A 25,466-nucleotide genomic window follows, 5' to 3' on the forward strand; every position below is an offset into this window, starting at 1 on the left:
TGGCAAAACAGCACTTGACAGGCTCGCTAAACTTATTCGGAACGTCTTTTCGACAAGGCCCGTCCATGGTGGACGGGCCTTGCCGCTTCCCTTTGCTGAATTTTCTGAAAGCAATCCCATGGCACTGATTCCCGTCACCATCCTTACCGGCTTCCTGGGCTCGGGCAAGACCACGCTGCTCAAGCGCGTGCTCAGCGAGTCCCACGGCATGAAGATCGCCGTGATCGAGAACGAGTTCGGCGAGGAAAACATCGACACCGACATTCTCAAGACGGAGTCCAAAGAGCAGATCCTGCAGATGAGCAACGGCTGCATCTGCTGCACCATCCGCGAAGACCTGCGCGAGACCCTGCAGCTGCTGGCCTCCAAGCGCCGAAAGGGCCTGGTGGAGTTCGACCGCATCGTGATCGAGACCACGGGCCTGGCCGATCCCGGTCCCGTCGCCCAGACCTTCTTCATGGACGACGAGATCGCCGAGACCTATCTCATCGACTCCATCCTGACCCTGGTCGACGCCAAGCACGCCAACCAGCAGCTGGACGACCGCCAGGAAGCGCGCCGCCAGGTCGGCTTTGCCGACCAGCTCTTCCTGTCCAAGACCGACCTGGTCAGCGAGGACGAGAAGAACGCGCTCATCCACCGCCTCAAGCACATGAATCCGCGCGCGCCCATCCGCGCCGTGCATTTCGGCGAAGTGCCCCTGAACGAAGTCTTCGACCTGCGTGGCTTCAACCTCAATGCCAAGCTGGACATCGATCCCGACTTCCTCAAGGAAGACGATCACGACCACGGCCATGATCACAAGCACGAGCATGGCGAGCACTGCAGCCATGACCACGAGCATGACGAGAACTGCGGGCACGACCACGCCCACAGCCACGCCCATGATCACGAGCACGGCGAACACTGCAATCATCCTCACCACCATCACCACGATGACGACGTCAAGAGCTTCGTCTACCGTGCCGACCGCGCGTTCGACCCTGCCCGCCTGGAGGACTTCCTGGGCGCCATCGTCAACATCTATGGCCCGCGCATGCTGCGCTACAAGGGCGTGCTGAACATGCAGGGCACGGAGCGCAAGGTCATCTTCCAGGGGGTGCACCAGCTCATGGGCAGCGACCTGGGACCGCAATGGGCCGAAGACGAAAAGCGCCAGAGCAAGATGGTCTTCATCGGCATCGACCTGCCCCAGGACATCTTCCTGCAGGGCCTGGAGCAGTGCCTGGTCTGAGCCGTCTGTGAACTTTTGTGAGGAATCACATGGTTTTTGCTGACATCTGATTGACGCAGGAGCCGCCCGCATCTGCAGGCGGTTCCTCTGCTTTCATGTGGGGTATGTGCAACGGCTTGCGCTCCTGTAGAGCATCGATACAATCGCGCCCCTGAAGAGAGCCCCCAAGCCCAATGGACTGCCCCGCAGGGGTCGCCCATACCGTGAGGAGACAGCAAGTGAGCGCCGAATCCAGCAAGAAGCCGTCAGTGGCCGCCCAGGCCCCGGCTGCAAGCCAGAAGGCCGCGGTCCGCAATGCGGTCGGCGTCGTCGACCTGGCCTCCCGCGCCGGCTGGAAAAGGGCTCTTTGCACGCACGGCCGCCGCACGGCCTGGATTGCCGCACCCCGCCGCAAGGGGAAGCCGGCAGGTTCCGCAACTGCGGCGATCGGCTGTCCTACATGGCATTCGACCCGGGCGCCTCGATTGACAGTACCATCCATGGCCCCGTCCGATGCCCCCGGCTCGGACTAAGTTAGCGAAACCAACACTATGCCTACCACTACGCAAACGCCTTCGTCGGGATCGACGAAACGAGACCCCAAGCTGGCCAATGCCTGGAAGACCAAGTCGGCGGAGGAGCTGACGGATGCCGAAGTGCTGGCCATGTCCGATGACGACTACATGAATGAGAAGCAGATGGCGTTTTTCCGCCTGAAGCTGCTCACTCTCAAGCACGACATGCACACCAACGCGGGCGAGACGGCAGAAAACCTGCGCGAGGACACCGTGGTGGTTCCCGATCCGGCCGACCGCGCCACCATCGAGGAAGAGCACGCGCTGGAACTGCGCACCCGCGACCGCGAGCGCAAGCTGCTCAAGAAGATCGAGCAATCCATTGCACGCATCGACGCAGGCGACTACGGCTACTGCGACGAAACCGGCGAGCCCATCGGCGTGGGCCGCCTGCTGGCCCGTCCCACGGCCACGCTGTCGCTGGAGGCCCAGCAGCGACGCGAGCTCAAGCAGAAGATGTACGGAGATTGAGTTGCGGCAACGGCCTTCGGAACGGTGGTGCTAATCTGATTCGCCATGGCAAAAGAAGAGAGCAGCAAATCGGGAGGGTTATTGTCCAAGGTGGTGCGCTTTGTGCGCCACCCGACGGTCAATTGGTCCGATCTCGACGGCCTCGACGCTGACCAGGAGAGCCAGTACAGCAAGCAGGCGCTCAAGGAAATGATCGAGCGCAAGCGCCGCAACGACTTCGTACGCAAGCGCGAATTCGACCAGTTGCGCCGCCTGCGCCAGGCCGAGTTGCAACAGGCCTCCCGGCCGGGCAGCGCATCTGTCGGCGTCGGCGTGCCCGGACCGGCTGCGCAGGGCTCGCAATTCCTCAGCAGCCTGCTGAGCTCCAAATCCTCCGGCGAGCGCGCCGTCACGCTCAAGAAGATCGACGAGATCGAGGCCCAGATGTCCCAGCAATGGTGGCGGGGCAAGCAGGCGGCCGACGCCACCACCATTCCCATGGCGCTGCCCGCTGGCGGCAACCCCGCGCCGGCGTCGTTTCGCAAGCAGCCGCCGCCGGGCCAGATCCCCATGCTCAGCGACGTGGTGCCTGCGGCCATCGCCTCGGCCGGCGATGTGGCGGCCTTTGCCACCACCTTGCCCATGAGCCTGGCACCTGCGCCGCAGGTGCCGTCCGTCTCCACGGCTCCCCTCATGGATTCCATGCCCATGGCCCGCCCCCTGCGGCCATTGGAGGGAGCGACCGATTTCCTGCCCGCCTTCGCGGCCACCGAGGTCTCTGCCCCGCAGCCCATGGACATGGTGCCGCCATCCTTCGTGGTGTTCGAGCACGATCCCGACCTCGAAGAGCCGGCCATCCTCTTTGCCAATGGCGACGTGGACGGCGCCGAGCAGGGCATGCTGGAGCTGATCGAGCGGCGCGATGTGCCTGCGCAGCTGCCGGTCTGGCTGGCCTTGCTGGACCTGTACCGCGCGGCCGATCGCCCGCTGCAGTTCGACAAGGCCGGCATTGAATTCGCGGCGCGCTTCGGCCGCTCCGCTCCCCAGTGGTTCGCGATGCCGCAGCAGCGCACCGCCGCGATGGCGCCCCTTCCCGGCGCAGCGGCAGGGCGCGGCTGGCGCTGGAGCGCTCCCGCCCAGGTCACGCCCAGCGCCGTCACGGCGCTGAAGGCCTCCCAGGCCAAGGCCGCCGGTCCCTGGACCCTGGACTGGGCTGCCGTGACCCACATCGACGAGGCGGCAGCCACCGCCTTGGAGGCGCTGCTTCAGCAATGGGCCGATTCCCAGGGCGTATTCGTGCTGCTCAACGCGGACCGGCTGCAGGCGCTGCTGGGCGCGCTGGCTCCCTCGGGCGACTCCGCTGTGGATACGCTGTGGTGGCGCCTGCGCATGGCCGTGCTGCGCCTGATGAACCGGCAGGATGATTTCGAGCTGGTGGCCCTGGACTACTGCGTGACCTACGAAGTCTCGCCACCTGCCTGGGCGGACCCGGTCTGCCAGTGCCTGACGCAAGCCGTCGAGTCCGGCGGTGCACAAGCCCCTGTGCAGCCGGGCGCTGCCGCCCCGGCGGATACCGTGCGATTTGCGCTGTCCGGCACCATCGAAGGCGATGCCTCCACCTGGCTGGACCCGGTGCAGGAAGGCGCCAGCCTGGGCGAGCCGGTGTTCATCGACTGCACCCAGCTGGTGCGCATGGACTTTGCGGCGGCCGGCTCCGTGCTCAACTGGGCGGCCCACATGCAGTCGCTGGGCCATGTGCTGCAGTTCGGCCAGCTGCACCAGCTGGTGGCCGTATTCTTCAATGTGATCGGCATCCAGGAGCATGCGCAGGTAACGCCGAGACGGGACTGACCTGCCGAGCGGCGGCATTCTTTGGAGGGGCTCTTGAGAAGACGGGAGCCGCCCTCATCTGGCACCGCTATGGAACAGTATCACGGCACCACCATCATCAGCGTGCGCCGGCAGACCCCCGAAGGCGTGCAGGTCGCCATCGGTGGCGATGGCCAGGTCACATTGGGCAACATCGTCGTCAAGGGTACGGCGCGCAAGGTGCGCAAGCTCTACCACGGCAAGGTGCTGGCCGGCTTTGCCGGCGCCACGGCCGACGCCTTCACGCTGTTCGAGCGCTTCGAGGCCAAGCTGGAAAAGCACCAGGGCCATCTGACGCGCGCGGCCATCGAGCTGACCAAGGACTGGCGCACCGACCGCGTGCTGCGCCGGCTGGAGGCCATGCTGGCCGTGGCCGATGCATCGGCCTCGCTGATCATCACCGGCAACGGCGATGTGCTGGAGCCCGAGCAGGGCATCGTGGCCATCGGATCGGGTGGCGCCTACGCGCACTCGGCGGCCAAGGCGCTGCTGACCAACACCGAGCTGTCGGCCGAGGAGATCGTGCGCAAGTCGCTGGCGATTGCCGGCGAGCTGTGCATCTACACCAACATGCACCATACGGTCGAGACGCTCTGAGACCCTCGCGGCGCGGGCGGTTCTCGCCCGGCCATTGAAACGGATAGCCGCCAGCGGCCAGGTAACGGAAGCGGGGCTGGCGGCGCAATGCTTCGAATACACACCATGTCCTCTGCCATGACCCCCCAGGAGATCGTCTCCGAACTGGACCGCCACATCGTCGGCCAGACCGGTGCCAAGCGCGCCGTGGCCATCGCGCTGCGCAACCGCTGGCGCCGCCAGAACGTGGCCGACGGCCTGCGCCAGGAAATCACGCCCAAGAACATCCTCATGATCGGCCCCACCGGCGTGGGCAAGACCGAGATCGCGCGACGCCTGGCGCGGCTGGCCGATGCGCCCTTCATCAAGGTCGAGGCCACCAAGTTCACCGAAGTGGGCTACGTGGGCAAGGACGTGGACGCCATCATCCGCGATCTGGCCGAGGTCGCCGTCAAGCAGACGCGCGAGGCCGACATGAAGAAGCTGCGCCTGCGCGCCGAAGACGCTGCAGAGGACCGCATCCTCGACGTGCTCGTGCCCCAGGCCCGCAGCGGCGAGGTGGCTGCCGACAGCACGGCCCGCCAGGTCTTTCGCAAGAAGCTGCGCGAAGGCCAGCTCGACGACAAGGAAATCGATATCGACGTGGCCGACGCGCCGCCCCAGGTGCAGATCATGGGTCCCCAGGGCATGGAGGAGATGGCCGAGCAGCTGCGCGGCATGTTCAGCCACATGGGCCAGGAAAAGCGCAAGACGCGCAAGCTGCGCATTGCCGAGGCCATGAAGCTGCTGACCGACGAGGAAGCGGCCAAGCTCGTCAACGAGGAAGATGTGCGCACGCGCGCCATTGCCAATGCGGAGCAAAACGGCATCGTCTTCATCGACGAGATCGACAAGGTCGCCACGCGCCAGGAAAGCAGCGGCTCCGACATTTCGCGCCAGGGCGTGCAGCGCGACCTGCTGCCCCTGGTCGAGGGCACCAGCGTCTCCACCAAGTACGGCGTGGTCAAGACCGACCACATCCTGTTCATCGCCTCGGGCGCCTTTCACCTGTCCAAGCCCAGCGACCTCATCCCCGAGCTGCAGGGCCGCTTCCCGATCCGCGTGGAGCTGGACTCGCTGTCGGTCCAGGACTTCGAAGCCATCCTCACCCAGACCCATGCCTCCCTGGTCAAGCAGTACCAGGCGCTGCTGGCCACCGAAGGCGTCACGCTGGAGTTCACGCCCGAAGGCATCACCCGGCTGGCCGGCATCGCCTTCGAGGTCAACGAGCGCACCGAGAACATCGGCGCGCGCCGCCTGTCCACCGTGCTGGAGCGGCTGCTGGACGAGGTCAGCTTCGATGCGGCCAAGCTTTCGGGGCAGACCGTCACCATCGACGCGGCCTACGTGGACCAGCGCCTGCAGTCCCTGAGCCAGGACGAAGACCTGTCTCGCTTCATCCTCTGAAGCCTGCCCCGGCGGCCGAGCAGCCGCCATCGAAGTGACTGCCCGCATTGCCGGGCAGTCACTTTTTGTAGGAGGCCGGCCCGAGTTGCACCCCGTCGCCAGCGAATTGAATCGTTGCAATTGCCTGCCGGGATTGAGAGTTCACTTGCAATCACTCCCCTAAGTGCTTGTAAAGTCTCGGTTTTTTGTCATCACTCACATTGCATTCGATCTCTAAGTTGTTGATTTCATTGCAAATAATTGTCCATTCCCGGGTTGTGAAACACCAAATTGCTGCTACAGTGCAAAAAAGTGCAATTAAGTGGTGAAAGTTGCCTTTGTGCCCCGATTTCCGGGACGCGATGGCTCCAACCGACCGGGGTGACTGACCGTGTTTCAAGGGGCGTCCTCGCTGAATCTCGATGGCAAGGGGCGGCTGTCTGTGCCGACCCGGCATCGTGACGCCCTCCTGGCCATGGCGCAGGGCCAGGTCACCCTCACCAAACACCCCCATGGTTGCCTGATGCTGTTCCCGCGCACGGAGTGGCTGCAGTTCCGCGAGCGGATCGCGCAGCTGCCCATGTCGGCGCAGTGGTGGAAGCGCATCTTCCTGGGCAACGCCATGGACGTGGACATGGATGCCACCGGCCGTGTGCTGGTGTCGCCCGAGTTGCGCGACGCCGTGGGTCTGACCAAGGAGGTCGTGCTGCTGGGAATGGGCAACCATTTCGAGCTGTGGGACAAGGCCACTTATGAGGCACATGAAGCGAAGGCCATGCAGGAAGAGATGCCTGCGGCCTTCCAGGATTTTGCTTTCTAGGAAAGAGGCGTTCTCTTGAATCAGCCGTTGCAACACATCACCGTTTTGCTCGACGAGGCCGTCGATGCGCTGCTGGACGGCGCCGCGCAGCCCGTTGCCGGGCAATGGGTGGACGCGACGTTCGGGCGAGGCGGGCATTCCCGGCGCATCCTCCAGCGGCTAGGGCCGGGCGGGACCTTGCTGGCGTTCGACAAGGACCCGGACGCGATCGAAGAGGCAGCGCGCATCACCGATGCGCGTTTTTCGATTCGGCACGAAGGGTTTCGCCACCTGGGCGAGTTGCCGGCCGGCAGCGTGCAGGGCGTGCTGATGGACCTGGGGGTGAGCTCTCCCCAGATCGACAACCCCGAGCGTGGCTTCAGCTTCCGCTTCGAGGGTCCGCTGGACATGCGCATGGACACCACGCGCGGTCAGAGCGTGGCGGACTGGCTGGCGGAAGCCGATGCCCAGCAGATTGCGGAGGTGATACGTGACTACGGCGAAGAACGGTTTGCTGGCCCCATTGCAAAGGCGATTGTTGCTCGGCGCGAAAGCCAGGGGCCCCTTCGCAATACCGCGGAGCTTGCCGAGCTCGTGGCTGGCGCGGTCCGGACCCGCGAGGCTGGGCAGAACCCAGCGACACGCACATTCCAGGCTCTTCGGATTTTCATCAATGCCGAGCTTGAAGAACTCGAACAGGCGCTAGAGGCCAGCCTGCGCGTGCTCGCGCCGGGCGGGCGCCTGGTGGTGATCAGCTTCCACTCGCTGGAAGACCGCATCGTCAAGCAGTTCATTGCCAGGCATTCCAAGGAAGTCTATGACCGGCGCGCACCCTTTGCCGCGCCCACACCCATGCGCCTTGAAGCCCTGGGCCGCATCAAGCCCAGCGAGGCCGAGGTCGCCGCCAATGCGCGTTCGCGCTCGGCCGTGATGCGCGTGGCCCGCCGCACCGAGGTGCCTGCATGAAGCGCACGCACCGTCTGGCGCAAGAGGAGGGCGTGGCATGCTGCGCCTGAACCTCGTGCTGCTGCTGGCGGTGATGGCCAGCGCCATCTTCCTGGTGCACAACCAGTACGAGTCGCGCCGGCTGTTCACCGAACTGGACCGCGCCGTGGCCGAATCGCGCCGCCTGGCCACCGAGCAGCAGCGCCTGCAGGTGGAAAAGCGCGCCCAGGCCACGCCGCAGCGCATCGAGGTCATGGCGCGCGAGCGTCTGCAGATGAAGCCGGCCACGCCGGCCATCGCCCAGTACGTCAATGACGATGCGCGCACGGGAGTGGCTCCATGACGCGCAGCGTGCTCTACACCTCCAGCCCCTTGCTGGCGTCCAAGACACCCCTGTGGCGCAGCAAGATGATCGTGGCCATGCTGGGCCTGGGCTTTGTCGGCCTGGGTGCACGCGCGGCCTATGTGCAGGTGTTCGGCAACGACTTCTTCCAGCGCCAGGGCCAGGTGCGCTTTGCGCGCACGTTGGAGCTGCCGGCCAACCGCGGCCGCCTGCTGGACCGCAATGGACTGATCCTGGCCTCCAGCGTGCCGGCCGCCAGCATCTGGGCCATTCCCGAAGATGTCGAGCAGGACGACCCCGAGGTCAAGGCCAAGCTCAAGCAGCTGGCCGCGCTCATGGAGATGCCGCTGCCCGCGCTGATGGAAAAGCTGGCCGACGAGGACAAGACCTTCGTCTGGATCAAGCGCCAGCTCGACTGGGACGTGGGCCAGCAGATCCATGCCCTCAACATCAAGGGCATCTACCAGCGCAAGGAATACAAGCGCCAGTACCCGGAAGGCGAATCGGCCGCCCACATCGTGGGCTTCACCAATGTGGAAGACCATGGCCAGGAAGGCATGGAGCTGGCCTTCGACAAGGAGCTGGGTGGCAAGCCCGGCTCGCGCCGCGTGATCAAGGACCGCCTGGGCCGCGTGGTCGAGGGCGTGGGCGAGGAAGTGCCGCCGCAGGACGGCCGCGACATCCAGCTGTCCGTGGACAGCAAGGTCCAGTACTTCGCCTACCAGAAGCTCAAGGAGCAGGTCATCGCGCACAAGGCCAAGGCGGGCAGCGTGGTGGTCATGGATGCGCACACCGGCGAATTGCTGGCCCTGGCCAACTACCCCAGCTACGTGCCCGACAAGCGCAAGAACCTGACGGGCGAGCAGCTGCGCAACCGCGCCATCACCGACACCTTCGAGCCCGGCTCGACCATGAAGCCCATCACCATCGGCCTGGCGCTGGAGTCGGGCCGCTTCAAGCCGGAAACGCCCATCGACACCACGCCGGGCCGCGTCAACGTCACGGGCTCGACGATTTCCGACACCCACAACTACGGCCTGCTCACCGTGGCCGGCGTGATCCAGAAGTCCAGCAACGTGGGCACGACCAAGATCGCGCTGCAGATGCCGGCCAAGGAAATGTGGGAAACCTTCTCGGCCGTGGGCTTCGGCCAGAAGCCGCAGATCTCCTTTCCCGGCGCCGCCAGCGGTCGCCTGCGTCCCTACAAGACCTGGAGGCCGGTGGAGCAGGCCACCATGGGCTATGGCTACGGCCTGTCCGCCAGCCTGCTGCAGATGACGCGCAGCTACACCGTCTTTGCCAACGGCGGGCGCGTGATCCCGGCCACCATGGTCAAGACCGACGAGCCGCCCGTGGGCGTGCCCGTGTTCTCTCCGCGCACGGCCAACGAGGTGCGCAAGATGCTGGCCCTGGCGGCCGGCCCCGGCGGCACGGGCCAGCGCGCCCAGACCATCGGCTACTCGGTGGGCGGCAAGTCGGGCACGGCCCGCAAGCAGCAGGGCAAGGGCTATGCCGCCGGCAAGTACCGCGCCTGGTTCACGGGCATGGCGCCCATCGAGAACCCGCGCATCATCGTCGCCGTGATGGTGGACGAGCCCAGTGCCGGCACCATCTACGGCGGCACCGTGGCGGCACCCGTGTTCAGCGAAGTGGTGCAGCAGACGCTGCGCCTGATGGGCGTGCAGCCCGATATGGAAGTCAAGCCCTTGATCGTCGCCAATCCCGTGGAGGAGCCCTCGCTATGAGTTCCTCCCAAGCCCTGCTGATGCTGTCGTCGGCCACCGAGGCTGTCCAATGGCTGGCCGCCCGCCTGCAAGGCAGCGGCACGCTGCAGACCGACAGTCGCAAGGTCCGGCCCGGCGATGCCTTCATTGCCTGGCCCGGCGCGGCCACCGATGGCCGCGCCCATGTGGCCTCGGCCCTGGAGCGCGGCGCCGTGGCCTGCCTGGTCGAAGCGCAGGGCGTCGAGCCCTTCGGTTTTTCCGGCGAGCACATCGCGGCCTTGCCTGGCCTCAAGGCCGCCACGGGCCTGATCGCCGACCAGTGGTTCCAGCATCCCAGCGCCCGGATCGACGTGCTGGCCGTCACCGGCACCAACGGAAAGACCACCACGGCCTGGTGGCTGGCGCATGCGCTGGCCCAGGTGAAGCTGCAGGAACGCAGCGGCTGCGCCCTGGTGGGTACGCTGGGCGTGGGTATCCCGCCCGCCCTGGAATCCACGGGCATGACCACGCCCGACCCGGTGCGGCTGCAGCGCGCATTCCGCGAGTACGCCGATGCGGGCCTGGCGGCCTGCGCCATCGAGGCCTCGTCCATCGGCATCGTCGAGCACCGGCTGGACGGCACGCGCATCCGCGTGGCGATGTTCACCAATTTCACGCAGGACCATCTCGACTACCACGGCAGCATGCAGGCCTACTGGGATGCCAAGGCCGCGCTGTTCGACTGGCCCGGCCTGCAGGCCGCCGTCGTCAATGTGGACGACGCGCACGGCGCGCGCCTGTGGGCCACGCTGCAGTCGCGCCCATCCTCTGCCGCGCTCGATGTCTGGAGCATTTCCATCGAAGGCGCGGCGCGCCTGCAGGCCAAGGACATCGCGCTGGGCGCCGAGGGCCTGAGCTTCACCGTGATCGAGGCCGGCCACAGCCTGCGCATGCACACGCGCATGGTGGGCCAGTACAACGTATCCAACCTGCTGGGTGTGCTGGCAGCGCTGCGCTGCCTGGGCCTGAGCCTGGACCAGGCCGTCGCTGCCTGCGCCCACCTGGAGCCCGTGCCCGGCCGCATGCAGCAGATCGTCCAGCCCGGCCAGCCGCTGGTGGCCGTGGACTACGCCCACACGCCTGACGCGCTGGACAAGGCCCTGCGCGCCTTGCGCCCGGCCGCCGAGCAGCGCCAGGGCCGGCTGTGGTGCGTGTTCGGCTGCGGTGGAGACCGCGATGCCACCAAGCGGCCGCTCATGGGGCAGGCCGCCCAGAAGAATGCCGACTGCGTGCTGGTCACCAGCGACAACCCGCGCAGCGAAGTGCCCGACCGCATCATCGACCAGATCCTGGCCGGCATGCAGCCGGGCGAGAACCTGCAGTCCCAGGCCGATCGCGCGGCGGCCATCGCCCAGGCGATCGCGCACGCCAGCGAACGCGACGTGGTGCTGATCGCCGGCAAGGGACATGAGGACTACCAGGAGACGGCAGGCCAGCGCCATCCGTTCTCCGACATGGCCGAGGCGCGCAAGGCGCTGGCGGCCCGTGAAGGAAAGAAGCGGTCATGATGACCTTGCAACAAGCGCTGGAGCTGATCCAGTCGCATATCCCCCAGGCACGGCTGGTCGGCAACGGCCAGACCGTGCTCACGCGCGTGCACACCGACACCCGCACGCTGCAGGCCGGGGATCTGTTCGTCGCCTTGAAGGGCGAGCGTTTCGATGCCAACCAGTTCCTGGTCCAGGCCCGCGAGGCCGGTGCCGCCGCAGCCCTGACCCATGGCGGCCTGGAGGCTGCAGGCCTGTCCGGCATCGAAGTGCCCGATTCGCTGGCCGCCCTGGGCGCGCTGGCCACGGCCTGGCGCGCGCGCTTTGCGCTGCCGCTGATCGCCGTCACCGGCAGCAACGGCAAGACCACGGTCACGCAGATGGTGGCCTCCATCCTGCGTGCCCATGCGGGCGAGGCGGCGCTGGCCACGCGCGGCAACTTCAACAACTCCATCGGCCTGCCGCTGAGCCTGATGCGCATGACCGGCCAGCACCGCGTGGCCGTGCTGGAGATGGGCATGAACCATCCCGGCGAGATTGCCGAGCTGGCCGCCATCGGCCAACCCACGGTGGCCCTGGTCAACAACGCCCAGCGCGAGCACCAGGAATTCATGCACACGGTCGAGGCCGTGGCGCGCGAAAACGGCAGCGTGCTGCTGGCCCTGCCCGCCGACGGCGTGGCCGTGTTCCCCGCAGGCGACACCTACACGCCGCTGTGGCGTGAGCTGGCGGGCGCCCGCCAATGCCTGCTGTTCGGCGAGTCTGGCGACGGCGCCCATATCCACGCGCGTGACGCGCTGTGGCTGGGCGATGCCTGGCAGTTCACCCTGGCCACGCCCGAGGGCGAGGCGCCGGTGCGCCTGCACATTGCCGGCCGCCACAACGTGCGCAATGCGCTGGCCGCAGCGGCCTGCGCCCAGGCGGCCGGTGTGCCGCTGGCCGACATCGCACGCGGCCTGAGCGTGTTCGAGCCCGTGCAGGGTCGCTCGCGCGCGCTGAGCGTTTCGGTGCAAGGTCGCCCGGTCACCGTGATCGACGACAGCTACAACGCCAATCCCGATTCGGTGGCCGCGGCCATCGAGGTACTGCGCGAACTGCCCGCTCCCCAGCTGCTGGTGCTGGGCGACATGGGCGAGGTCGGCGACCAGGGGCCGCAATTCCATGCCGAGGCGGGCGCGCTGGCGCGCAGCCTGGGCATTGCCCGGCTGTTCACGCTGGGCGCGCAAAGCACATCCGCCGCCACCGCATTCGGTGCAGGTGCCCGGCATTTCGAAGACATGGCCTCGCTGCAACAGGCAGCCTGTGCCGCGCTGCCCGAGGTGGGTAGCATTCTGGTCAAGGGTTCGAGGTTCATGAAGATGGAGCAGGTGGTTCAGGCGGTCGAGGCGGCCGGCAAGGATGACGGTTGCAAGAAGGAGGCCGCATGCTGCTGATGCTGTCCCAATGGCTGCAGGGCCTGTCCCCCGAGTTCGGCTTTCTGCGCGTCTTCCAGTACCTCACGATGCGCGCCGTGATGGCCGCGCTCACGGCCCTGGTCATCGGCCTGCTGGCCGGACCGCGCCTGATCCGCATGCTGACCTCGCTCAAGATCGGCCAGCCCGTGCGCGGCTACGGCATGGAAACCCATCTGGCCAAGAGCGGCACGCCCACCATGGGCGGGGCGCTGATCCTGCTGTCCATCGCCGTGTCCACGCTGCTGTGGTTCGACCTGTCCAACCGCTTCGTCTGGATCGTGCTGCTGGTCACCCTGGGCTTCGGCACCATCGGCTGGGTCGATGACTGGCGCAAGGTGGTCAACAAGGACCCCGAGGGCATGCGCTCGGGCGAGAAGTATTTCTGGCAGTCCGTCATCGGACTGCTGGCCGCGCTCTACCTGGTGTTTTGCATTTCGGAGAACACCAATGCCCAGGTCTTCGAGCTGTTCGTGACCTGGGTGCAGTCGGGCTTTTCGCTGGACCTGCCGCCCAAGGCCGGCCTGCTTGTTCCCTTCTTCAAGGAAGTCAGCTACCCGCTGGGCGTGCTCGGCTTCGTGGTCATGACCTACCTGGTCATCGTGGGCGCCAGCAATGCGGTGAACCTGACCGATGGCCTGGACGGCCTGGCCATCATGCCTGTGATCATGGTGGGCTCGGCCCTGGGCATCTTTGCCTACGTCACCGGCAATGCCGGCTACGCCAAGTACCTGCTGTTCCCGCACATCCCGGGCTCGGGCGAGCTGCTGGTGTATTGCGCGGCCATGGCCGGAGCGGGTCTGGCCTTTCTGTGGTTCAACGCCCATCCGGCCCAGGTCTTCATGGGCGACGTGGGCGCGCTGGCGCTGGGCGCTTCGCTGGGCACCATCGCCGTGATCGTTCGCCAGGAAATCGTGCTGGCCATCATGGGCGGCATCTTCGTGGTCGAGGCGCTGTCGGTGATGCTGCAGGTCACCTGGTTCAAGTTCACCAAGAAGCGCTATGGCGAAGGCCGTCGCCTGCTCAAGATGGCGCCGCTGCACCACCATTTCGAGAAGAGCGGCTGGAAGGAAACCCAGGTCGTGATCCGCTTCTGGATCATCACCATGCTGCTGTGCCTGCTGGGCCTGTCCACGCTGAAGCTGAGGTGAGTCCATGAACACCGAAGACTTCAAGACCGAACCTCCTGCGCTGCCGGCTGGCGAGCCCGCTGTCCCGGCGCTGCATGCCGAACTGGCCAAGGGGGCCGACTTTGCCTCGGAGTCTGCCGGCGAGCGGGCGGACGAGCCGGTCGCGGATCCGGTCCTGGACGATTCGCCGGCTGCGGCTCTGGAAGGCGCAGAGCAGCCGCTGGCTGCGGAGCCTTCGCAGGCGCTTGGGCTTGAGGCAGCCCCGGCCCCTGCGGCGATGACCGAGCCTGTGCCCGACATCTCCACGCTGACGGCAGCCAGGGATGCCGCTGCCTTCGTGGCCCAGATCTTTGCCGACCCCAGCATCTCGGATTCCTCCGACGCCGAGGTCACCCCGGTCGCCACCGAAGAGGCGGTTGAAGCCGAACAGGTACTGCCACCCGTGGCTGCCGGCTGGCCCGGCGAGCAGGCCCAGCACCTGCAGGGCCAGCGCGTGCTCATCCTGGGCCTGGGCGCCTCGGGCCTGGCCATGGCGCGCTGGTGCGTGCGCTGCGGCGCCGAAGTCATCGTGGCCGATACGCGGCAGGCGCCGCCCCAGCTGCAACAGCTGTCCGCCGAACTGCCCCAGGCGCGCTTCGTGCCCGGAGATTTCACGGCCCAGCTGGTGGACGGCCAGAGCCTGGGGCTGGTCTACCGCTCGCCCGGCCTGAGCCCGGCCGCCGTGGCGCCCGTGGTCGACACGGCCCGGGCCCAGGGCCTGCCCGTGGGCGGCGAACTCGATCTCTTCGCCATGGCGCTCAAGGCCCTGGCCGCAGCCCATGGCTACCGTCCCACCGTGCTGGGCATTACCGGAACCAATGGCAAGACCACGGTCACCTCGCTGACCGGCCAACTGCTGGAGCATGCCGGCCTGCGCGTGGCGGTGGCGGGCAATATCGGCCCCACGCTGCTGGACACGCTGACCCAGGCCATCGATGCCGAAACGCTGCCCCAGGCCTGGGTGCTGGAGTTGTCCAGCTTCCAGCTCGACGGCGTGCAGATGTTCGAGCCCACGGCCGCTGCCGTCCTCAATATCACCCAGGACCACCTGGACTGGCACGGCAGCCTGCGCGCCTATGCCGATGCCAAGGCCTGTATCTTCGGCAGCAGCGGCATCATGGTGCTCAACCGCGAGGACCCCGAGGTCATGCGCATGCTGCCGGCACCCGTGGTGCCGCCGGGCAAGCGCCAAAAGCCCCAGCAGCGCGCCCACATCACCTTCGGCGGCGACATGCCGCGCCGCCCCGGCGACTTCGGTCTGGAAGTGGTCAGCGGCATGACGTGGCTGGTGCGCGCCCATGAGGCCGACGAAAACGCCAAGGGCAAGAACGCCGAAGACCTGTACATCCAGCGCCTGATGCCCGCCGACGCGCTGCGCATCCGCGGCCGGCACAACGCCATCAATGCCCTGTCCGCCCTGGCCCTGGCCAGCGCGGGCGGCTGCACGCTGGCGCCCCTGCTCTACGGCCTGCGCGAGTACCGGGGCGAGCCGCACCGCGTCCAGCCCATCGGCCGCGTCAACGGCGTGGAGTACTACGACGACAGCAAGGGCACGAACGTGGGCGCCACCGTGGCCGCGCTGTCGGGCCTGGGGCCTGACCACCGCATCGTGGTCATCCTGGGCGGTGACGGCAAGGGCCAGGATTTCTCTCCGCTGGCCGCACCCGTGTCGCGCCACGTGCGCGCCGCCGTGCTGATCGGCCGCGACGCGGGCCGCATCCGCGCTGCGCTGCAGGACTGCGGCGTGCCCCTGGTCGATGCCACCACCATGGCCGATGCCGTGGAGCTGGCCGCCTCGCGCGCCCATGAAGGCGACGCCGTGCTGCTGTCGCCCGCCTGCGCCAGCCTGGACATGTTCCGCAACTACGAGGACCGGGCCCACCAGTTCGTCGATGCCGTGCGCGCGCTGGCGCTGGATGCCGGGCATGAACTCGGAGGTGCTGCATGAGCGCGATGAACGCCATGAACCAGGCCCTGGGCCGCATGCGCTCCTGGTTCGGAGGCGCGCAGGAAAAGGCCATCGACGTGCTGCCCGTGCGCCTGGGCGGTCCCCAGTACCACCGGCCCACGCAGACGCCGGCCAGCGTGCTCGGCCTGGACCAGGCCCTGATCTGGGTGGTCATAGGCCTGCTGGCCTGGAGCCTGGTCATGGTGTATTCGGCATCGATCGCCATGCCGGACAATCCGCGCTTCGGCAAGATCGCGCCCACCCATTTCCTGATGCGCCATGCCATGTCCATAGGCATGGCCTTCGTCGGCGCGCTGCTGGCCTTCCAGGTGTCCATGGCCACCTGGGAGCGCATGGCGCGCAAGCTCTTCCTGGTGTCCCTGGTCCTGCTGGTGGCCGTGCTGATCCCGCATGTGGGCACCGTGGTCAACGGCGCGCGGCGCTGGCTGTCCCTGGGCATCATGAACTTCCAGCCGTCCGAGCTGGCCAAGTTCGCCGTGCTCATCTATGCGGCCGACTACATGGTGCGCAAGATGGAGGTCAAGGAGCGCTTCTTCCGCGCCGTGCTGCCCATGGGGCTGGCCGTGGTGCTGGTCGGGGTGCTGCTGCTGGCCGAGCCCGACATGGGCGCCTTCATGGTGATCGTGGTGATCGCCATGGGCATCCTGTTCCTGGGCGGCGTGAACGCGCGCATGTTCTTCCTGATCGCGGCCCTGGTGGTGCTGGCCTTCGTGCTCATCATCGCCACCTCCGAATGGCGGCGCGAGCGCATCTTTGCCTACCTCAATCCCTGGGATGAAAAGCATGCCCTGGGCAAGGGCTACCAGCTGTCGCATGCGTTGATCGCCATCGGGCGCGGCGAGATCTTCGGCGTGGGCCTGGGCCGCAGCGTCGAGAAGCTGCACTGGCTGCCCGAGGCGCACACCGACTTTCTGCTGGCCGTGATCGGCGAGGAATTCGGCCTGGTCGGCGTGCTCCTGATCGCCGTCACCTTCCTGTGGCTCACGCGCCGCATCATGCTCATAGGGCGGCAGGCCATTGCGCTGGACCGGGTGTTCTCCGGCCTGGTGGCCGAGGGCATTGCGATCTGGATGGGCTTCCAGGCCTTCATCAACATGGGCGTGAACCTGGGCGCGCTGCCGACCAAGGGACTGACGCTGCCCCTGATGAGCTTCGGCGGGTCGGCCATCCTCATGAATCTGATAGCGATAGCGGTGGTGTTAAGGGTGGACTACGAGAACAAGTTGCTGATGAAGGGAGGGCATGCATGACGCAGTCCACCTCTCAAGGCACGCAACGCCAGCGCACGGCCCTGATCATGGCCGGCGGCACGGGCGGCCATATCTTCCCGGGCCTGGCCGTGGCCCAGGCGCTGCGCGAGCGCGGCTGGAACGTGCGCTGGCTGGGCGCCCCCGGCTCCATGGAGTCCCGCATCGTGCCGGCCCAGGGCTTCCCGCTGGAGACCATCGAGTTCTCGGGCGTGCGCGGCAAGGGCATCATGACCCTGGCCTTTTTGCCCATGCGCCTGCTGCGTGCCTTCTGGCAGGCGCTGGCCGTGGTGCGCCGCGTCAAGCCCGACGTGGTCGTGGGCCTGGGCGGCTACATCAGCTTCCCCGGTGGAATGATGGCCGTGCTGGCCGGCAAGCCCCTGGTGCTGCATGAGCAGAACTCCGTGGCCGGCATGGCCAACAAGGTGCTGGCCAGCGTCTCCCACCGCATCTTCACCGCCTTCCCCAACGTGTTCCCCAAGGGCCGCTGGGTCGGCAACCCCTTGCGCCAGGCCTTCACCGAGCAGCCCGCGCCCGAGCAGCGCTTTGCGGGCCGCAGCGGTCCGCTGCGCCTGCTGGTGGTGGGCGGCAGCCTGGGCGCCAAGGCGCTCAACGAGATCGTGCCGCAGGCGCTGGCCCTGATTCCGGCCGATGTGCGCCCCGTCGTGCTCCACCAAAGCGGCGCCGCACAGATCGACGCCCTGCGCGCCAACTACGCGGCGGCAGGCGTGCAGGCCGAGCTGACGCCCTTCATCGACGATACGGCGCGCGCCTTTGCCGAGGCCGATGTCATCGTCTGCCGCGCCGGTGCCAGCACGGTCACCGAGATCGCGGCCGTGGGCGCAGCCGCCATCTATGTGCCTTTCCCGGCCGCTGTGGACGACCACCAGACCGCGAACGCGCGTTTCCTGGTCGATGCCGGTGGTGGATGGTTGATGCAACAAAGCGCACTGACTGCCCAAAGCCTGGCCGAAATGCTACAAAATATGCAGCGTGCGACGCTGCTGGAGCGCGCTGGAAAAGCCAAGAAAATGCAAAAGACCGAAGCCACCGCCGAGGTGGTCGCCGCCTGTGAGGAACTGGCCGCATGAAGCACGCCATTCATCACATCCATTTCGTCGGCATCGGCGGCGCCGGAATGAGCGGCATCGCCGAGGTGCTGCACAACCTGGGTTACGCCGTCTCGGGCTCGGACCTGTCCGACAGCGCCACGCTGCGCCGGCTCGCAGGCCTGGGCATTGCCACCCACGTCGGCCATGCGGCCGCGAACATCGAGGGGGCTGACGCCGTCGTCACCTCCACCGCCGTGCAGTCCGACAACCCCGAGGTGGTCGCTGCGCGCACGCACAAGATCCCCGTCGTGCCGCGTGCACTCATGCTGGCCGAGCTGATGCGCTTCAAGCAGGGCATCGCCATCGCAGGAGCCCACGGCAAGACCACGACCACCAGCCTGGTGACCAGCGTGCTGGCCGAGGCCGGGCTGGACCCGACCTTCGTCATCGGCGGCAAGCTCAACAGCGCGGGCGCCAACGCCAAGCTGGGCCAGGGCGACTACATCGTGGTCGAGGCGGACGAGTCCGACGCCTCCTTCCTGAACCTGCTGCCCGTGATGGCCGTCGTCACCAACATCGACGCCGACCACATGGAAACCTACGGCCATGACTTCGGCCGGCTCAAGGGCGCCTTCGTCGACTTCCTGCACCGCATGCCGTTCTACGGCCGCGCCATCGTCTGCGTGGACAGCCCGGCCGTGCGCGAGATCCTGTCCCAGGTGGCCCGCCCCGTGACCACCTACGGCTTTGCCGAGGACGCCCAGGTGCGCGCCCTCAACGTGCGCGCCGAGGCCGGCCGCATGCATTTCACGGTGCGCCGCAGCAACGGCCAAAGCTATCCCGACCTGGACGTGGTGCTGAGCCTGCCGGGCGAGCACAACGTGCTCAACGCGCTGTCGGCCGTGGCCGTCGCCATGGAGCTGGAGATTGCCGACGAGGCGCTGCTGCGCGCCTTCGAAAGCTTCAAGGGCGTGGGCCGGCGCTTCCAGCGCTATGGCGAACTCCCTGCAGCGGACGGTGGCATCTTCACCGTCATCGACGACTACGGGCACCACCCTGTCGAGATGGCGGCCACGCTGGCTGCTGCGCGCGGCGCCTTCCCGGGCCGCCGCCTGGTGCTGGCCTTCCAGCCGCACCGCTACAGCCGCACGCGCGATTGCTTCGAGGATTTCGTCAAGGTCATCGGCCTGGCCGATGCCGTGCTGCTGACCGAGGTCTATGCGGCCGGCGAGGCGCCGGTGGTGGCGGCCGATGGCCGCTCGTTGGCGCGCGCCCTGCGCGTGGCCGGCCGGGTCGAGCCGGTCTTTGTGGAAGACGTTGCCGAGCTGCCGGCGGCCCTGGCCGCCCACGCCCGCGATGGCGACGTGCTGTTGTGCATGGGGGCCGGCTCGATTGGCGCCGTGCCCGGAAAGTTGGTTGAAATGCTTCAGAAACAAACGCTGCAGGCGCAGCAGGGAGCTGCGCAATGAGCAGCTTCGGCACCCAGATCGATGTCAAGGCCCTGGGCAAGGTGGCCGTGCTGTTGGGCGGCCGCTCGGCCGAGCGCGAGGTCTCGCTGATGTCGGGCACGGGCGTGCTCAAGGCCCTGCTGTCGCAGGGCGTGGATGCCCATGCCTTCGACCCCGCCGAGCGGGACCTGGGCGAGTTGAAGAAGGACGGTTTCGACCGCTGCTTCATCGCGCTGCATGGCCGCTACGGTGAGGACGGCACGGTGCAGGGCGCGCTGGAGCTGCTGGGCATCCCGTACACGGGCCCCGGCGTGATGGCCTCCAGCATCGCCATGGACAAGATCATGACCAAGCGCATCTGGCGCTTCGAGGGTCTGCCCACACCCGACTGGCGGCTGGTCGCCAGCGCCGACGAGACCCGCGCCGCGCTGCAGGCGCTGGGCGCGCCCATGATCGTCAAGCCCTCGCGCGAGGGCTCGACCATCGGCCTGACCAAGGTCTGGACAGCCGAGGAATGTGAGCAGGCCTATGTGCTGGCCTCCCGGTACGACCCCGAAGTGCTCTGCGAAGAGTTCATCGAAGGCGACGAGACCACCTGCCCCGTGCTCGGAACCGGCGAGGGCGCCCACGCCCTGCCCGTGATCCGCATCGTCGCGCCCGAAGGCAACTACGACTACCAGAACAAGTACTTCACCGACGACACCCAGTACCACTGCCCCAGCGGCCTGCCTGCCGAGGAAGAGGCCGAGATCCGGCGCATCGTCGTGCGGGCCTTCCGCACGCTGGGCTGCCGCGGCTGGTCGCGCGCCGACATCATGATCCGCGGCAGCGACCGCAAGCCCTTCCTGCTGGAGATCAACACCTCGCCGGGCATGACGGGCCACTCGCTGGTGCCCATGTCGGCCCGCGCCATCGGCGTGAGCTACGAAAACCTGTGCCTGGGCATCCTGGCCAACGCCGCGCTGGACGCGCAACCGGAGCAGGAGCACGCATGAGCTACTCCCTGCCGGCCCCCTTCGACGTCAAGCTCATGAACGTGACCGCCACGGTCCTGTTCGTGGGCGTGGCTGCGCTGGGGCTGGCAGCGGTGAGCTGGTGGGCGCTGCGCCATCCGGCCTTCAATATCGGCCGCATCGTGGTCGAGGGCGAGCTGGTGCACAACAACGCGGTGACGCTGCGCGCCAATGTGGCGCCGGTGCTCACGGGCAACTTCTTCACCGTGGATCTCAAGGCCGCCAAGGCGGCGTTCGAGCAGGTGCCCTGGGTGCGGGAGGCGCAGGTGCGCCGCGACTATCCCAACAGCCTGCGCGTCATCCTGCACGAGCATGTGGCCGAGGCCTTCTGGGGGCCTGATTCGGGCACCGGCCTGGTCAACAGCTTCGGCGAGGTCTTCGAGGCCAACCTGGGCGAGCTGGACCGCGACGGCCTGCCGCGCCTGCAGGGCCCCGAGGACAGCGCCCCGCAGATGCTGCAGATGTACCGGCTGCTGGTGCCGGCGCTGGGGCCGCTGGATGTGGAGATCGACGGGCTGACGCTCAATGCGCGCGGCAGCTGGCAGCTCAGGCTGGCCAACGACGCACAGATCGAACTGGGTGGCGGCAGCGTGGAGGCCGTGCTGCAGCGCGTGCAGCGCTTCGTGCGCACGCTGCCCCAGATCACGACCCAATACAAGCGCAAGGCCGACGCCATCGAGTCGGCCGACCTGCGCTACGAAGACGGATATGCGCTGAGGCTGCGCGGTGTGACCACCGGCACGGCCAAGGCGCCGGCTGCAGTGCGTCCCCGACGCTGAAGACGAGGGAGGACAGACCTATGTACATGCACACCAAGCAGCGACACAGCGACAGGACAGAACCAACCGGGGGCGGATGCTGATATGGCAAGAGAATACAAAGATGTGATCGTCGGACTGGACATCGGCACGGCCAAGGTCATGGTCGTGGTCGCCGAGGTCCTGTACAACGGCGAACTCAAGCTCGCAGGCCTCGGCGTGGCCCCGAGCAACGGACTCAAGCGTGGCGTGGTGGTCAACATCGACGCCACGGTGCAGAGCATCCAGCAGGCGCTGAAGGAGGCCGAGCTGATGGCCGACTGCAAGATCCAGCGCGTGTGCACCGGCATCACCGGCAGCCACATCCGCGGCCTGAACTCCAGCGGCATGGTGGCCATCAAGGACAAGGAAGTCACGGCCACCGACGTGGCGCGGGTGATGGAGACGGCCAAGGCCATCAACATCTCCTCGGACCAGCGGCTGCTGCTGGTCGAGCCGCAGGAATTCGTGATCGACGGCCAGGAAGTGCGCGAGCCCATCGGCATGAGCGGCATCCGCCTGGAGGCCAAGATCCACATCGTCACGGGCGCGCAGAGCGCGGCCGAGAACATCATCAAGTGCGTGCGCCGCTGCGGCCTGGAGGTCGAGCAGCTGCTGCTCAACCCGCTGGCATCGAGCCAGGCCGTGCTCACCGATGACGAGCGCGAGCTGGGCGTGGCCGTGGTCGATATCGGCGCGGGCGCCACCGACGTGGCCATCTTCACGGGCGGCGCCATCCGGCACACGGCCGTGATTCCCATCGCGGGCGACCTGATCACCAGCGACATCGCCATGGCGCTGCGCACGCCCACCAAGGACGCCGAGGACATCAAGGTCGAAAGCGGCTATGCCAAGCAGCTGCTGGCCGACCCCGACGCCCAGGTCGAAGTGCCGGGCCTGGGCGACCGCAGCCCGCGCATGATCAGCAAGCAGGCGCTGGCCGGCGTGATCGAGCCGCGCGTGGAAGAGATCTTTTCTTTGGTGCAGCAGGTGGTGCGCGATTCAGGCTACGAGGAAGTGCTGTCCTCGGGCATCGTGCTGACCGGCGGCAGCGCCGTCATGCCGGGCATGGTGGAACTGGGCGAGGACATCTTCCTCAAGCCCGTGCGCCGCGGCATCCCCAAGTATTCGAGCGCATTGGCTGACATGGTGGCTCAACCCCGCGCCGCCACCGTGATGGGATTGCTCGAAGAGGCCCGCCTGGCTCGCCTGCGCGGTTTCAAGGTGGCACAAAAGAGTGGGTCGATGAAGACCGCTTTTGGCCGTTTCAAAGACTTCATCGTGGGGAACTTTTGATATGTGCTTTCATCGACTGCGCATTACCGGCCCGCCCACCGGCTTCCGAATACCGGACAGAAGACAGAATTTTCCCCAGACGGTGGTGACCACTTACAGAGAGCTACAGGAGAACCAACATGCCCATCGACATGATTGAAGTTGAAGAATTCAACCAGGGTACGCAGATCAAGGTGATCGGCGTTGGCGGCGGCGGCGGCAATGCCGTCGAGCACATGATTGCGCGCAACGTGCAGGGCGTGGAGTTCGTCTGCGCCAACACCGACGCGCAGGCGCTGCTGCGCAGCAGCGCCCACCGCACCATCCAGCTCGGTGGCAGCGGCCTGGGTGCGGGCAGCAAGCCCGACAAGGGCCGCGAAGCCGCCGAGCTGGCCGAGGACGACATCCGCACTGCCATCGAAGGCGCGCACATGCTGTTCATCACGGCCGGCATGGGCGGCGGCACGGGCACGGGCGCTGCGCCCGTGATCGCGCGCGTGGCCAAGGAAATGGGCATCCTCACCGTGGGCGTGGTCACCAAGCCCTTCGAGTGGGAAGGCGGCCGACGCATGGCCAACGCCGACAGCGGCCTGAGCGAACTCGAAGCCAACGTCGATTCGCTGATCGTCGTGCTCAACGAGAAGCTGCTGGACGTGCTGGGCGACGACATCTCGCAGGACGAGGCCTTTGCCCATGCCAACGACGTTCTCAAGAACGCCGTGGGCGGCATTGCCGAAATCATCAACGAGTACGGCCATGTGAACGTCGACTTCGAAGACGTGCGCACCGTCATGGGCGAACCCGGCAAGGCCATGATGGGCACGGCCAAGGCCGCCGGCCCCGACCGCGCGCGCATCGCTGCCGAGCAGGCCGTGGCCTGCCCGCTGCTGGAGGGCATCGACCTGTCGGGCGCCAAGGGCGTGCTGGTGCTGGTCACGGCCGCCAAGGGCAGCCTCAAGCTGTCCGAGTCGCGCCTGGCCATGAGCACCATCAATGCCTACGCCTCGCCCGATGCGCATGTGATCTACGGCGCTGCCTACGACGACAGCCTGGGTGACGAAATCCGCGTCACCGTGGTGGCCACCGGCCTGTCGCGCCCCAGCGCACGCCGCCAGAACATGCAGGTGGTGCAGGGCGGCCTGCGCACCGGTACCGACAACATGAGCTACCAGCTGCCTTCGGCCTCCATGGGTGCCGCAACGGCAGCCGGCGGCCTGGTCGGCGGTGCTGCTGGCGGCGCCGACTATGCCAACAACATGTCGGTGCCCAGCGTCTGGCGTACCAACCGCACGCAGGCCGCTGCCCGCGTCGATGCCCTGGCCTCCGGCGGCATGGACGATCTGGAAATCCCGGCCTTCCTGCGCAAGCAGGCTGACTGAGCAGCGGCCGATACGGTCGCTGCATGGTTGTGATAGCGAATGCCGTGCCAGGGCCATGCCCTGCGCACGGCTGCCGCACTTTAAAATAGCCGGATGCTCCAACAACGCACCATCAAGACGATCACCCGTGCCGTGGGCGTGGGTCTGCACAGCGGCCAGCGCGTCGAATTGACGCTGCGTCCCGCGCAGCCCGACACCGGCATCGTGTTCCGTCGCGTGGACCTGCCGGAGCCCGTGGACATCCCGATCTCCGCCGAAGCCGTCACCGACACGCGCATGGCCTCGACCATCGGCACGGGCGGCGCCAAGGTGCATACCGTGGAGCACCTGATGTCGGCCATCGCCGGCCTCGGGCTCGACAACATCTACATAGACATCACCGCCGAGGAAGTGCCCATCCTCGACGGCTCCTCCGCCTCCTTCGTATTCCTGCTGCAAAGCGCGGGCATCGAGCTGCAGAAGGCGCCCAAGCGCTTCATCCGCGTCATCCGCCCCGTCGAGGTGCGCGAGGGCGAGGGCCAGAACCTCAAGTGGGCACGCTTTGACCCGTACCACGGCTTCAAGCTGCGCTTCGAGATCGACTTCGCCCATCCTGCCGTGGACTCCACCGGCCAGTGTGTGGAGTTCGACATGGGCGAGGACAACTACACGCGCGACATCGCACGCGCGCGCACCTTCGGCTTCACCAAGGACGTGGAAATGCTGCGCAGCCACGGCCTGGCGCTGGGCGGCGGCATGGACAACGCCATCGTCATGGACGACTACAAGGTGCTCAACAGCGACGGCCTGCGCTACGACGACGAGTTCGCCAAGCACAAGATCCTGGACGCCATCGGCGACCTGTACCTGATCGGCAGGCCCCTGCTGGCCGCCTACAGCGCCTTCCGCTCGGGCCACGGCATGAACAACCAGCTGCTGCGCGCCCTGCTGGCCCAGCCCGACGCCTGGGAAATGGTCAGCTTCGACAGCGAGCGCCAGGCGCCCAAGGGCTTCGCCCAGCCCGCGCGGGCCTGGTGAGGCGGGCGCCGCCATGCTGATCTTCCGCTGGCTGGCCACCGTGCTGCTGCTGGCATCAGCCGTGTCCTTTGCGTTCTACCTGGGCACGGGCCAGCCCCGCTACAAGCGCTGGGGCTTCATCATCCTCAAGTGGACCGTGATTGCCGGCGTGACCTTCTTCGCCGTGCTGTTCTTTGGACGCATCGTCTGAGGTCCTGAATGGGC

22 protein-coding genes are annotated in these 25,466 nt (G+C 67.1%); all 22 read left to right on the forward strand.

Annotation, left to right across the window (positions count from 1 at the left end):
- Window positions 1-118 precede the first annotated feature (118 nt).
- The 22 genes from ACN20X_RS07140 (at window position 119) to ACN20X_RS07245 (ending at window position 25,452) form a co-directional block, all read left to right on the forward strand.
- The gene (locus tag ACN20X_RS07140; RefSeq protein ID WP_016448043.1) at window positions 119-1,234 is read left to right on the forward strand and encodes a CobW family GTP-binding protein; all 1,116 of its coding nucleotides are present in this window, start codon (window positions 119-121) and stop codon (window positions 1,232-1,234) included.
- A 530-nt stretch (window positions 1,235-1,764) separates the two neighbouring features.
- Window positions 1,765-2,259 (forward strand): RNA polymerase-binding protein DksA, encoded by a 495-nt coding sequence (gene dksA / locus ACN20X_RS07145; protein ID WP_016448042.1) that lies wholly within the window; start codon window positions 1,765-1,767, stop codon window positions 2,257-2,259.
- A 45-nt stretch (window positions 2,260-2,304) separates the two neighbouring features.
- A complete protein-coding gene (locus ACN20X_RS07150; protein WP_016453128.1) occupies window positions 2,305-4,089 on the forward strand; it encodes an STAS domain-containing protein in 1,785 nt (594 codons plus the stop codon).
- 69 nt (window positions 4,090-4,158) lie between these two features.
- Window positions 4,159-4,704: an ATP-dependent protease subunit HslV gene (hslV, locus tag ACN20X_RS07155; protein WP_016448040.1), complete on the forward strand. Its 546-nt coding sequence runs from the start codon at window positions 4,159-4,161 to the stop codon at window positions 4,702-4,704.
- A 105-nt stretch (window positions 4,705-4,809) separates the two neighbouring features.
- Window positions 4,810-6,129: an ATP-dependent protease ATPase subunit HslU gene (gene hslU / locus ACN20X_RS07160; RefSeq protein ID WP_191625484.1), complete on the forward strand. Its 1,320-nt coding sequence runs from the start codon at window positions 4,810-4,812 to the stop codon at window positions 6,127-6,129.
- Between the two features lie 370 nt (window positions 6,130-6,499).
- Window positions 6,500-6,928, forward strand: a complete 429-nt coding sequence (gene mraZ / locus ACN20X_RS07165; protein ID WP_026062826.1) for a division/cell wall cluster transcriptional repressor MraZ — start codon at window positions 6,500-6,502, stop codon at window positions 6,926-6,928.
- Between the two features lie 15 nt (window positions 6,929-6,943).
- Window positions 6,944-7,873, forward strand: coding sequence for a 16S rRNA (cytosine(1402)-N(4))-methyltransferase RsmH (gene rsmH / locus ACN20X_RS07170; protein WP_016448037.1), 930 nt, complete (start codon window positions 6,944-6,946; stop codon window positions 7,871-7,873).
- A 37-nt stretch (window positions 7,874-7,910) separates the two neighbouring features.
- A complete protein-coding gene (gene ftsL, locus ACN20X_RS07175) occupies window positions 7,911-8,195 on the forward strand; it encodes a cell division protein FtsL (RefSeq protein WP_012203393.1) in 285 nt (94 codons plus the stop codon).
- Window positions 8,192-9,940, forward strand: a complete 1,749-nt coding sequence (locus ACN20X_RS07180; protein WP_013804112.1) for a peptidoglycan D,D-transpeptidase FtsI family protein — start codon at window positions 8,192-8,194, stop codon at window positions 9,938-9,940. Before ftsL ends, ACN20X_RS07180 begins: the two co-directional genes overlap by 4 nt.
- Window positions 9,937-11,466 carry a UDP-N-acetylmuramoyl-L-alanyl-D-glutamate--2,6-diaminopimelate ligase gene (locus tag ACN20X_RS07185; RefSeq protein WP_016453129.1) on the forward strand — a complete coding sequence of 510 codons (1,530 nt, stop codon included), beginning with the start codon at window positions 9,937-9,939 and terminating at the stop codon, window positions 11,464-11,466. The genes ACN20X_RS07180 and ACN20X_RS07185 overlap by 4 nt, the downstream gene beginning before the upstream one ends.
- Window positions 11,463-12,878 (forward strand): UDP-N-acetylmuramoyl-tripeptide--D-alanyl-D-alanine ligase, encoded by a 1,416-nt coding sequence (locus ACN20X_RS07190; protein ID WP_473210399.1) that lies wholly within the window; start codon window positions 11,463-11,465, stop codon window positions 12,876-12,878. The genes ACN20X_RS07185 and ACN20X_RS07190 overlap by 4 nt, the downstream gene beginning before the upstream one ends.
- Entirely contained in the window at window positions 12,869-14,047 is a 1,179-nt protein-coding gene (gene mraY / locus ACN20X_RS07195) for a phospho-N-acetylmuramoyl-pentapeptide-transferase (protein WP_016448034.1), read from the forward strand. The genes ACN20X_RS07190 and mraY overlap by 10 nt, the downstream gene beginning before the upstream one ends.
- Before the next feature lie 4 nt (window positions 14,048-14,051).
- Complete coding sequence (murD, locus tag ACN20X_RS07200; protein ID WP_473210400.1) at window positions 14,052-16,013, forward strand: UDP-N-acetylmuramoyl-L-alanine--D-glutamate ligase; 1,962 nt, start codon at window positions 14,052-14,054, stop codon at window positions 16,011-16,013.
- A gap of 5 nt (window positions 16,014-16,018) precedes the next feature.
- Complete coding sequence (gene ftsW, locus ACN20X_RS07205) at window positions 16,019-17,284, forward strand: putative lipid II flippase FtsW (RefSeq protein ID WP_017404612.1); 1,266 nt, start codon at window positions 16,019-16,021, stop codon at window positions 17,282-17,284.
- Window positions 17,281-18,372, forward strand: coding sequence for an undecaprenyldiphospho-muramoylpentapeptide beta-N-acetylglucosaminyltransferase (gene murG / locus ACN20X_RS07210; protein ID WP_016448031.1), 1,092 nt, complete (start codon window positions 17,281-17,283; stop codon window positions 18,370-18,372). The genes ftsW and murG overlap by 4 nt, the downstream gene beginning before the upstream one ends.
- Window positions 18,369-19,802, forward strand: a complete 1,434-nt coding sequence (murC, locus tag ACN20X_RS07215; protein ID WP_473210401.1) for a UDP-N-acetylmuramate--L-alanine ligase — start codon at window positions 18,369-18,371, stop codon at window positions 19,800-19,802. Before murG ends, murC begins: the two co-directional genes overlap by 4 nt.
- Window positions 19,799-20,776, forward strand: a complete 978-nt coding sequence (locus ACN20X_RS07220) for a D-alanine--D-alanine ligase (RefSeq protein ID WP_252653254.1) — start codon at window positions 19,799-19,801, stop codon at window positions 20,774-20,776. The genes murC and ACN20X_RS07220 overlap by 4 nt, the downstream gene beginning before the upstream one ends.
- Window positions 20,773-21,573 (forward strand): cell division protein FtsQ/DivIB, encoded by an 801-nt coding sequence (locus tag ACN20X_RS07225; protein WP_016448028.1) that lies wholly within the window; start codon window positions 20,773-20,775, stop codon window positions 21,571-21,573. Before ACN20X_RS07220 ends, ACN20X_RS07225 begins: the two co-directional genes overlap by 4 nt.
- Before the next feature lie 84 nt (window positions 21,574-21,657).
- Window positions 21,658-22,887, forward strand: a complete 1,230-nt coding sequence (ftsA, locus tag ACN20X_RS07230; protein ID WP_012203404.1) for a cell division protein FtsA — start codon at window positions 21,658-21,660, stop codon at window positions 22,885-22,887.
- A 119-nt stretch (window positions 22,888-23,006) separates the two neighbouring features.
- Complete coding sequence (ftsZ, locus tag ACN20X_RS07235) at window positions 23,007-24,245, forward strand: cell division protein FtsZ (RefSeq protein ID WP_016448027.1); 1,239 nt, start codon at window positions 23,007-23,009, stop codon at window positions 24,243-24,245.
- A gap of 93 nt (window positions 24,246-24,338) precedes the next feature.
- A complete protein-coding gene (lpxC, locus tag ACN20X_RS07240) occupies window positions 24,339-25,262 on the forward strand; it encodes a UDP-3-O-acyl-N-acetylglucosamine deacetylase (RefSeq protein ID WP_016448026.1) in 924 nt (307 codons plus the stop codon).
- 13 nt (window positions 25,263-25,275) lie between these two features.
- Complete coding sequence (locus ACN20X_RS07245; RefSeq protein WP_016448025.1) at window positions 25,276-25,452, forward strand: hypothetical protein; 177 nt, start codon at window positions 25,276-25,278, stop codon at window positions 25,450-25,452.
- Window positions 25,453-25,466 lie beyond the last annotated feature (14 nt).

Source organism: Delftia sp. PX-1, from assembly GCF_055797465.1.

Excerpts from the sequence above, each read along its gene's own strand:
- dksA (WP_016448042.1), top strand. The coding sequence starts at position 1,765 with ATGCCTACCACTACGCAAACGCCTTCGTCGGGATCGACGAAACGAGAC.
- ftsZ (WP_016448027.1), top strand. The coding sequence starts at position 23,007 with ATGCCCATCGACATGATTGAAGTTGAAGAATTCAACCAGGGTACGCAG.
- hslU (WP_191625484.1), top strand. The coding sequence starts at position 4,810 with ATGTCCTCTGCCATGACCCCCCAGGAGATCGTCTCCGAACTGGACCGC.
- ACN20X_RS07190 (WP_473210399.1), top strand. The coding sequence starts at position 11,463 with ATGATGACCTTGCAACAAGCGCTGGAGCTGATCCAGTCGCATATCCCC.
- ftsW (WP_017404612.1), top strand. The coding sequence starts at position 16,019 with ATGAACGCCATGAACCAGGCCCTGGGCCGCATGCGCTCCTGGTTCGGA.
- ACN20X_RS07245 (WP_016448025.1), top strand. The coding sequence starts at position 25,276 with ATGCTGATCTTCCGCTGGCTGGCCACCGTGCTGCTGCTGGCATCAGCC.
- ACN20X_RS07180 (WP_013804112.1), top strand. The coding sequence starts at position 8,192 with ATGACGCGCAGCGTGCTCTACACCTCCAGCCCCTTGCTGGCGTCCAAG.
- ACN20X_RS07185 (WP_016453129.1), top strand. The coding sequence starts at position 9,937 with ATGAGTTCCTCCCAAGCCCTGCTGATGCTGTCGTCGGCCACCGAGGCT.
- ACN20X_RS07150 (WP_016453128.1), top strand. The coding sequence starts at position 2,305 with ATGGCAAAAGAAGAGAGCAGCAAATCGGGAGGGTTATTGTCCAAGGTG.
- lpxC (WP_016448026.1), top strand. The coding sequence starts at position 24,339 with ATGCTCCAACAACGCACCATCAAGACGATCACCCGTGCCGTGGGCGTG.
- ftsL (WP_012203393.1), top strand. The coding sequence starts at position 7,911 with ATGCTGCGCCTGAACCTCGTGCTGCTGCTGGCGGTGATGGCCAGCGCC.
- ACN20X_RS07225 (WP_016448028.1), top strand. The coding sequence starts at position 20,773 with ATGAGCTACTCCCTGCCGGCCCCCTTCGACGTCAAGCTCATGAACGTG.
- murG (WP_016448031.1), top strand. The coding sequence starts at position 17,281 with ATGACGCAGTCCACCTCTCAAGGCACGCAACGCCAGCGCACGGCCCTG.
- murD (WP_473210400.1), top strand. The coding sequence starts at position 14,052 with ATGAACACCGAAGACTTCAAGACCGAACCTCCTGCGCTGCCGGCTGGC.
- ACN20X_RS07140 (WP_016448043.1), top strand. The coding sequence starts at position 119 with ATGGCACTGATTCCCGTCACCATCCTTACCGGCTTCCTGGGCTCGGGC.
- mraY (WP_016448034.1), top strand. The coding sequence starts at position 12,869 with ATGCTGCTGATGCTGTCCCAATGGCTGCAGGGCCTGTCCCCCGAGTTC.
- ftsA (WP_012203404.1), top strand. The coding sequence starts at position 21,658 with ATGGCAAGAGAATACAAAGATGTGATCGTCGGACTGGACATCGGCACG.
- hslV (WP_016448040.1), top strand. The coding sequence starts at position 4,159 with ATGGAACAGTATCACGGCACCACCATCATCAGCGTGCGCCGGCAGACC.
- ACN20X_RS07220 (WP_252653254.1), top strand. The coding sequence starts at position 19,799 with ATGAGCAGCTTCGGCACCCAGATCGATGTCAAGGCCCTGGGCAAGGTG.
- murC (WP_473210401.1), top strand. The coding sequence starts at position 18,369 with ATGAAGCACGCCATTCATCACATCCATTTCGTCGGCATCGGCGGCGCC.